Below are 8,305 nucleotides of genomic sequence, written 5' to 3' on the forward strand. Positions count from 1 at the left end.
GCCGCTATACGATGGGGCCGTTCCGACAACTCGACAAGTATTGCACAAGGCTCGCATCCGCACCAAAACGGGGCGTGTCGCCCGGGTGTGCCGCCATGTCGGAGCGGGCATACGGTGGATCGATGACGGCCGACCACGACGCGATCGCAGCGCCTCGTCACGTCGGCGGCAACAACTCGGCCACGGTCCGGATCGGCCTGTCCGGGTGGCAGTACGACGGCTGGCGTGGGGACTTCTACCCCGAGGGCCTCGCGAAGCGGCGGTGGCTCGAGCACGTGGCGTCGCGGTTCCCGACGGTGGAGCTGAACGGATCCTTCTACTCGCTCCAGCGTCCGGCGCGGTACCGGGCGTGGCGTGCGGCCTCGGGCGGGCAGCGGTTCCGGTTCGCGGTCAAGGGCGGCCGGTACGTCACGCACATGCTGCGGCTGCGGAACGTCGAGACCGCGCTGGCGAACTTCTTCGCCTCGGGTCCGCTGGAGCTCGGGGACACCCTCGGGCCCGTGCTCTGGCAGCTGCCCGAGCGCCTGCTGCCGACGCCGGAGGTGCTCGACGCGTTCCTCGGGGTGCTCCCCCGGACGCACGGTGCGGCCGCCGAGCTCGCACGCCACCACGACGACAAGGTCCCCGGCGAACCGGACGGACTCGTGGAGCCGGAGGAACCGGCGAGGCCGATCCACCACGCGCTCGAGGTCCGGGCAGCCGGCTTCGGCGACGAGCACCTCGACGTGCTCCGCCGGCACCGCGTCGCCCTGGTCGACTCGCACGCCGGCGACTTCCCCCGCTTCCGGGCGGACACCGGGGCACCGCTCGCGTACCTCCGGCTGCACGGTGCACCCCGGACCTACCACGACGGGTACTCACCCCGGGCGCTCGGCGGGTGGGCGACGACGGTCCTCGAGCACGCCGAGGCCGGCCGGGACGTCTACGTGTACTTCGACAACGACGCCGAGCGGCACGCTCCGTGGGACGCCCTGACGCTCGACCGCCTGGTCGCGGCGCGACTGCGTCGCGCTTCGTGAGCAGAAACGGTCGCCCCGGGCGCACGGACCCGACCGTTCCTGCACACGATGCGGACAGGAGGCCCGTGGCGGCGCCGCCACGGGCCTCCAGGCCGCGCAGCGCAGCGCAGCCCTAGAGCGTGAGCGACTCCCCCGGACGCAGCACGACGAGCGACCCGGCGGGCTCGACGGCCTCGCGGAGCCGCCCCGTGTGCATGCCGAGGCCGACCTCGGACAGGGTGGCCTCGTGGATCGGGTACGCGCGGGACGGCGCGATCGCGGCGACGTAGTCCATCATCTCGGCGACCTTGAGCCACGGCGCCCCGACGGGTGCCGCGAGGACCTCGACCGGGACGCCAGGGTCCGTGTACGAGTCGCCCGGGTGGAACAGTCGGCCGTCCACGAGCACGCCGGTGTTGTCGACGATCGGCACGGACGAATGGATCAGCTGGTGCCGCGTGCCGTGGAAGGTGAGCGCGAAGGGGCCGACCGTCCGGTGGTCGCCGTCCGTGACGACGTCGACCGTGACACCCGCCTCGGCGAGCGCCGCGCGGACCCCCTCCGGCCCGATGACGACCGCACGGGGATTGGCGTCGAGGATGCGCCGGACCTGCTCGGGGGTGACGTGGTCCGGGTGCTCGTGCGTGACGACGACGGCGACGACCCCGGTCACGTCGACCGGTCGGGTGAAGTTCCCCGGGTCGAGGACCAGGCGGGCGTCCCCCTCGGTGATGACCTGGCAGGCGTGTTCGAGTTTGGTGACCTCCATGCGGGCGACCCTACGCGGCACCGTGCGGGCGGGGCCCCGTGGTCGCGCGGACGACCAGGTGCGCGGGTGCCGCCGCGATCGGGCCGGCGACACCGCCGTCGACCTCGGCGAGCACCGCTCGGGCAGCGGTCCGTCCCTGCGCCACCGGGTCCTGCGCGACCGTGGTGAGTCCGACGGTGGCGCCGTACTCGTGGCCGTCGACCCCCATCACGGACACGTCCTCCGGTACCGCGAGTCCGGCTCGGCGTGCGGCGAGCAGGACGCCGAGGGCCATCTCGTCCGAGGCGCAGAGCACCGCCGTCGGTCGTTCCGACGCGGGCTCGGCGAACAGCACGGCCCCGGCGGCGGCTCCGCCGGCGAACGAGAACCGGCCGTCGAGCGACCACCGTTCCGGTACGGCCTGTCCCGACGACCGCACGGCGTCGAGGAACCCGTCCCGCCGCAGGTGCGGCACGGCGACGTTCATGCCGGCCTCGTCCTGCCCGCCGACGTAGGCGATGCGCCGGTGGCCGAGGCCGTGCAGGTGCTCGACCGCGATCCGGGTGACCTCGCGGTCGTCGACGCCCACGTTCCGCAGGCCCGGTGCCGGCCCGCCGATGACGACGATGGGGTGCCGGCTGAGTTCGAGTTCGGCCCGTTCGGTGGCGTCGAGCACCAGGGAGAGCAGGACGAGGCCGTCGACGCGGTGCCGCAGCATCGAGCGTCGGAACGCCCGGTCGCGGTCGCCGCCCGGGCCGCCGAGGTTGTAGAGGACCAGGTCGTACCCGGCCTGGCGGAGCTCCGCGTCGACACCGCCGAGCGCTTTCACGTAGAACCAGCGGTCGATGACGGGCACGACCACCCCGACGGCGCGCTGACGACCGGTGGCGAGGCCGGCCGCCGCCGAGCTCGGGACGTACCCGAGTTCGTCGGCGACCCGCTGCACCTGCTCGATCGTGGTGTCGGCCACGTTCGACATGCCGCGGAGCGCCCGCGACACGGTGGACTTCGACAGCCCCGTGACGGTCGCGATCTCCTGGATCCCCATCGGTGCGACCCGGGAGGCCCGTCAGCCGTCCGTGCCGTGCGTCACGTCCGCCGGTGCGTCGGGTCCACGGCGTCGGGCCGCCACCGCGGGCACGCCGCGGTCCGCCCGGCGTTCCGGTACCCGTGCGGTGCGCGCCGGCCGTCGTGCAGCCGGTGCGACCTCGTCCCAGCCGGCGTGCTGGTGCACCCGTCCGTCCGCGCCGGGTCGAGGCCTGCGACCGGTGGGGTCGGTGACCGACGTGTGCACCGGGGCCACCGCGGGCGCAGCACCGACGCCCCGGGGCACGGACGCACCCGTGCCGTCCTGCGGTGCGGTGCGGCGGAGGACGGCGACCCGCCACCGGTCCAGGGCGACGACGCCGAGCACGCACACGAGCAGGGTGAGCGCCCAGCCGAGCGCCGGTCGCCCGGTGAGCTCGCAGAACACCGTCACGCCGAGGAACAGGACGCCGAACATGCCGACGAAGCCGATCGACTCCTCGATGCGGGCGGTGGGACGGGTGGGTCCGCGCTGCGCCATGGTCGTCAGCCCTTCACGCCGCCGGCGGTGAGCCCCGCCACGATGCGCCGCTGGAAGATCAGGACGAGGACCACGAGCGGGATCGTGACGATCGTGCCGGCGGCCATCACCGCCGTGTAGGGCTCCTGGTGCGGCTGTGACCCGGCGAACGAGGCGATCGCCACGGTCACCGGCTGGGTCGCGTCGCTCGACAGCTGCGACGAGATGAGGTACTCGTTCCAGCTTGAGATGAACGCCAGGATCGCCGTGGTGAACACCGCGGGCGCCGCGAGCGGCAGGATGATCCGCCGGAACGCCTGCACCCGGGTGCACCCGTCGATGCGGGCTGCTTCTTCCAGGTCCCACGGCATCTCGCGGAAGAACGACGCGAGCGTGTACACGGTCAGCGGCAGCACGAACGAGATGCTCGGCAGGATGAGCGCCTGGTACGACCCCATCCACCCGATGTCGGTGAACAGCTGGAACAGCGGCGAGATGAGGGCGACGCCGGGGAACATCGACGCGGCCAGGATCGCGCCGGCGATGAGCGACTTGCCGCGGAACTCGAGCCGGGCGAGGGCGTACGCCGCCGTGGTGCCGACGAGCAGGGCGATGATCGTCACGACCCCGCCGATGAGCAGGCTGTTGGCGAGTGCCCGACCGAGGTGGTTGCCGAGCGACGTGGAGAACGCCGTCGCGTAGTTGTCGAGCGTGACGTGCGTCGGCCACGGGGTGGCGTCGAACGTGAACCCGACGTCGCGGAAGCTCGTCACCACCATCCAGTAGAACGGCAGGAGGCACCACACGGCGATGACGATCGCCTGCACGGCCGTGCGGATGCGCGGCCCGGTGTCGCGGCGCACGCGCACCTCGGTGCGGTCGACGGCGCGGTCGCGTGCTGCTGCGGAGGACCGGGGGCGGTCTGCTGCGAGGGTCACTTGAGTTCACCCTTCTGCTGGGCGGCCTGCGTCTGCACGACGTTGGCGCCGAGGAACCGGACGAAGACGAACGCCACGATGAAGATCACCAGGAAGGTGATGGTCGACAGCGCCGACGCGGAGTTGAAGCCCTGCCGGATCTGTTCGACGACCAGGATCGACAGGGTCGTGGTGGCGTTGCCGGAACCACCGCCACCGCCGGTGAGGATCGCGGGCAGGTCGTACATGCGCAGCGCGTCGAGCACGCGGAACAGGATCGCGACCATCAGCGCGGGCTTGATGAGCGGCAGGGTGATGAGCACGAAGCGCTGGAACGTCGAGGCGCCGTCCATCTTGCCGGCCTCGTAGACCTCCTCCGGGATCAGCTGCAGGCCCGCCAGGATGAGCAGCGCCATGAACGGCGTGGTCTTCCAGGTGTCGGCGATGATGACCGCCCACCGGGACGCCCACTCGCCGCTCGTCCACAGGATCTGCTGCCCGAGGACGTGGTTCAGCACGCCGTTCGCGTCGAAGATGAAGTACCAGAGCTTCGCGGTGACGGCCGTCGGGATCGCCCACGGCACCAGGATCGCGGCACGGACGAGGGCGCGGCCCTTGAAGTTGCGGTTCATGATGATGGCCATCCACACGCCGATGACCGTCTCGGCGAGCACGGTGACGACGGTGAAGAAGAACGTGTTGCCCATCGACACCCAGAACTGGGAACCGAGGCTGCCGGGCGGGCACGTGACGTTGCCGCACTGCTGACCGAGCCAGTGCGCGTAGTTCGTGATGCCGGCGAACCCGCCCTGCACGAACAGGCCGGTGGCCTTGTCGAGGCCCTGGTCGAGCTGGAACGACTGGATGATCGCACTGACGACCGGGTAGCCGATGACGATCGCGAGGAGCAGGATGGTCGGGCCGATGAGGTACACGGCCCACCGGCCGTGCTCGGCGTTGAGTCCGCCCTTGCGCCGTCGGCGCTTCGGTTCCATGCCCGTCGGGTTGGGGATGGCTGCGGGGATCTCGGTTGCTGCTGACACGTGTCGGCCTCCTTGCCGGGGGTGTCGGAACGCAAGTACGGGGCGGACGGGAGGCCCGTGGCGGACCCGCCACGGGCCTCCCGTCCGATGCGGCGTGAGCCGCTGTGTGTCAGCTGCTGGTCGCCGACTTCAGGGCGTCCTGCATGTCCTTCATGGCTTCGTCGACCGACTTCGATCCCTTGAGCGCCGCGTAGGTGTTGTCCTGGATCGCCTTCGTCACCGCCGGGTAGAACGGCGTGACCGGGCGCGGCTCCGCCGACTCGATCGACTTGAGCAGCGTCGGCAGGTAGGGCAGCTTCGCCGTCAGCTCGGAGTCGGTGTAGAGGTCACCGACGACCGGGGCGAGCGACCCCTGCGTCGCGAAGAACTTCTGCGTGTCGTTCGAGATGAGGAACTCGAGGAAGTCGTGCGCCGTCGCCTTGTGCTTCGAGTACACGCTGATCGCCGCGTTGTGCCCACCGAGCGTGGAGGCACCGACGCCGTCGGCACCGGGGATCGGCGCGATGCCGAACGTGTCCTTGACCGTGCTCGAACCGTCGGTCTTCGCCAGGTTGTAGACGTACGGCCAGTTGCGCAGGAACAGCAGCTTGCCGGCTTCGAACGCGGTGCGGCCCTGCTCCTCCTGGTAGGTGATGGCCTCGGCCGGGATGTTCCCGTCCTCGAACGCGTCGACCAGGTTCTGCAGGCCGGCCTTGGCGTCCGAGGTGTCGACGTCCGGGTCGCCGCTCTTGCTGAGCACCGAACCACCGGAGCCGTTGATCGCCTCGGAGGCGTTCACCGTCAGACCCTCGTACTTCGCGAACTGCCCGGCGTAGCAGCCGATGCCGGCGTCCTTCGCGATCTTGCAGTCGGCCATCATCTCCTTCCACGTGGTCGGAGGCGTCTTGACGAGGTCCTTGCGGTAGTAGAGCAGCGCGCCGTCCGAGGTCTGCGGCGCGGCGTAGAGGGTGTCGTTGTAGGTGGCGGTCTTCACCGTCGACGGCAGGAGCTTCGAGGTGTCGATCTTCATGTCGCCGGTCAGCGGCGTCAGCCAGCTCTTCGCGGCGAACTCGGCGGTCCAGACGACATCAACGTCGACGACGTCGTAGTTCTCGTCCTTCGCCTGGAAGTGCTGCACGAGGTCGTCGTGCTGCTGGTCGGCCTGGTCGGACTGCTCCTTGAAGGTGACCTTCTCGTCCGGGTGGGCCTTGTTCCACTTCGCGATGAGCGGGCGGACGACGTTCGAGTTGTCCTTGCCCTGCACGTAGGTGATGGGTCCGCGGCTGTCCTGGCCGCTCTTGGCGTCGTCCGAGCCGGCGCCGGAGCTCCCGCTCGAGCAGCCGGTGAGCACGAGGCCGATGACGGCGACCCCGGCAACGGATGCGAACCGCACCCTTGAGCGTGTTGTCTTCACAGCGTTGTCTCCTCGTTGAGATCACCAGGGGGCATCAATCGGGTTCGACGACACTGCCCTGGAGCAAGCGCCGCTGCCTGCTGGTGGAGGAAGCTACGCCCGGTCCAGCGGGAGCGCAACCGGTTGCATCGGTTCCGTGACCTGAGCGTGACCCATGAGGTTCCCGTGGCTTCCTGGGTGAGCGCTCACCCCCGTCGGGGGCACACGCACCGCGCTGCGGAACCCCGCACGAACCCCGCCACTGCTGGTCCGGTCCGTTGTCCGGACACCGCGGGCGGTCGTAGCGTCCCGACCATGACCCTGCACTCCTCCGTCACCGTGCCCGGCCCCCGTCGGGTCGTCAGCGTCGACCTCGACGCTCCGCTGCCGCGCCTGGTCGCCGACGAGTCGGGTTCCTCCGCGCTCGTCGTCGGTTACCGCGACGGCTTCCCCGTCACCACCCTCGACGTGCTGCTCACCGCGGACCCGGCCGATGCCGCCCGCGCGATGGCGCCCCTGGTGGACGGCCTCGCACGGACCTCCGGTGCGACCCAGACCCCCATCCCCGACCTCGACCTCCCGCTCATCTCGATCGTCGTGTCGACCATCGTCACCCGGGTCGAGGACATCCGGAAGCTGCTCGACTTCCTCGAGCACCTCGACTACCCGCGGTACGAGGTCATCCTCGTCGACAACCGCGTGAAGCTGCCCGAGGTCGACGCCCTGCCCGGGCTGCTCGAGGGCCGCGACGTCCGGCTGGTCACCGAACGCCGTCCGGGCTGCTCCGCCGGTCGCAACGCCGGGGTCGCCGCGGCGCACGGCGAGATCATCGCGTTCACCGACGACGACGTCCGGGTCGACGCACAGTGGCTCCGGTCCATCGGCACGCGCTTCGTCCGCGAGCCCGAGGTCGCCGCGGTCACCGGGATGATCCTGCCCGTCGAGCTCGAGACCCCCGCGCAGATCTGGTACGAGGCATACTACGGCGGCTTCAGCGGCGAGCGCACCTTCCAGCCGGTGACCATCGTGCCGGACGACGTCCCCGGGGTCATGCGTCACGCGCAGGCCCGGGCCGTCCGCCCCGACGGCTCGGTGCAGAAGCACTTCGCCGTGTACGGCATCGGCGGCTACGGCGCCGGCGCGAACTGGGCGGTCCGACGGTCGGCCTTCGACGCCGTCGGCGGGTTCGACCCCGTGCTCGGTGCCGGTGTGCCCGCCCGCGGTGGCGAGGACCTGGCGATCTTCATCGACATCCTGTGGAGCGGTGGCCGGATCGGCTTCGAACCCCGCGCGGTCGTGCACCACCGGCACCGGCAGGACCTCGCCGGGCTGCACGGGCAGCTCCACTCGAACGGCGTCGGGTTCACGGCGCTGATGTGCGAGCTCATCGCGAAGGACCGCCGGCACGCGATCGTGCTCGCGCGGCTGATGCCCCGCGCCGGCAAGATCAAGCTGAAGCAGCTCGTGTCACGACTGGCCGGCCGGCGTGACGCCGCGGCCGAGAGCATCACCGAGGCCTCCACGACCCGGATCCCGCGCTCGCTGGCGTACCACGAGTTCCGCGGCTTCCCGGCGGGCCCGGCGGCGTACTTCCGCAGCCGTCGGTTCTGGCGCGAGGTCGAGGAGGGCCGCTTCCGCCCGTAGGCGGAGCAGCAGACGTCCGCACCGGAACGGACGGGAG

The 8,305-nt window shown here is 71.0% G+C and carries 8 protein-coding genes; 2 read left to right on the top strand and 6 right to left on the bottom strand.

Translation table 11 applies throughout. The features are described from left to right. The first annotated feature begins 122 nt into the window (after positions 1-122). Entirely contained in the window at positions 123-1,019 is an 897-nt protein-coding gene (locus BIU89_RS04505; protein WP_083404149.1) for a DUF72 domain-containing protein, read from the top strand. Between the two features lie 112 nt (positions 1,020-1,131). Here the strand turns inward: BIU89_RS04505 and BIU89_RS04510 are convergent, their stop codons facing one another. The 6 genes from BIU89_RS04510 to BIU89_RS04535 form a co-directional block, all read right to left on the bottom strand. Next, on the bottom strand, positions 1,132-1,767 hold the full coding sequence (locus BIU89_RS04510) for an MBL fold metallo-hydrolase (protein ID WP_071244881.1): 636 nt from the start codon (positions 1,765-1,767) through the stop codon (positions 1,132-1,134). Positions 1,768-1,777: 10 nt separating this feature from the next. Beyond that, positions 1,778-2,794: a LacI family DNA-binding transcriptional regulator gene (locus tag BIU89_RS04515; protein ID WP_071244882.1), complete on the bottom strand. Its 1,017-nt coding sequence runs from the start codon at positions 2,792-2,794 to the stop codon at positions 1,778-1,780. A gap of 21 nt (positions 2,795-2,815) precedes the next feature. Then, the gene (locus tag BIU89_RS17975) at positions 2,816-3,313 is read right to left on the bottom strand and encodes a hypothetical protein (protein WP_071244883.1); all 498 of its coding nucleotides are present in this window, start codon (positions 3,311-3,313) and stop codon (positions 2,816-2,818) included. A gap of 5 nt (positions 3,314-3,318) precedes the next feature. Then, positions 3,319-4,161 carry a carbohydrate ABC transporter permease gene (locus BIU89_RS04525; RefSeq protein ID WP_051596808.1) on the bottom strand — a complete coding sequence of 281 codons (843 nt, stop codon included), beginning with the start codon at positions 4,159-4,161 and terminating at the stop codon, positions 3,319-3,321. Between the two features lie 65 nt (positions 4,162-4,226). Further along, positions 4,227-5,204, bottom strand: coding sequence for a carbohydrate ABC transporter permease (locus tag BIU89_RS04530; RefSeq protein WP_027465915.1), 978 nt, complete (start codon positions 5,202-5,204; stop codon positions 4,227-4,229). Positions 5,205-5,361: 157 nt separating this feature from the next. Next, positions 5,362-6,624, bottom strand: a complete 1,263-nt coding sequence (locus tag BIU89_RS04535; protein WP_254791482.1) for an ABC transporter substrate-binding protein — start codon at positions 6,622-6,624, stop codon at positions 5,362-5,364. Between the two features lie 315 nt (positions 6,625-6,939). Here BIU89_RS04535 and BIU89_RS04540 point away from each other — a divergent pair, with 315 nt between their 5' ends. Beyond that, a complete protein-coding gene (locus tag BIU89_RS04540; protein WP_051596765.1) occupies positions 6,940-8,268 on the top strand; it encodes a glycosyltransferase in 1,329 nt (442 codons plus the stop codon). Positions 8,269-8,305 lie beyond the last annotated feature (37 nt).

Origin of the sequence: Curtobacterium sp. MCBA15_005, assembly GCF_001864855.1 — a bacterium.
Taxonomy (GTDB): domain Bacteria; phylum Actinomycetota; class Actinomycetes; order Actinomycetales; family Microbacteriaceae; genus Curtobacterium; species Curtobacterium flaccumfaciens.

Excerpts from the sequence above, each read along its gene's own strand:
- BIU89_RS04505 (WP_083404149.1), top strand. The coding sequence starts at position 123 with ATGACGGCCGACCACGACGCGATCGCAGCGCCTCGTCACGTCGGCGGC.
- BIU89_RS04510 (WP_071244881.1), bottom strand. The coding sequence starts at position 1,767 with ATGGAGGTCACCAAACTCGAACACGCCTGCCAGGTCATCACCGAGGGG.
- BIU89_RS04515 (WP_071244882.1), bottom strand. The coding sequence starts at position 2,794 with ATGGGGATCCAGGAGATCGCGACCGTCACGGGGCTGTCGAAGTCCACC.
- BIU89_RS17975 (WP_071244883.1), bottom strand. The coding sequence starts at position 3,313 with ATGGCGCAGCGCGGACCCACCCGTCCCACCGCCCGCATCGAGGAGTCG.
- BIU89_RS04530 (WP_027465915.1), bottom strand. The coding sequence starts at position 5,204 with ATGGAACCGAAGCGCCGACGGCGCAAGGGCGGACTCAACGCCGAGCAC.
- BIU89_RS04540 (WP_051596765.1), top strand. The coding sequence starts at position 6,940 with ATGACCCTGCACTCCTCCGTCACCGTGCCCGGCCCCCGTCGGGTCGTC.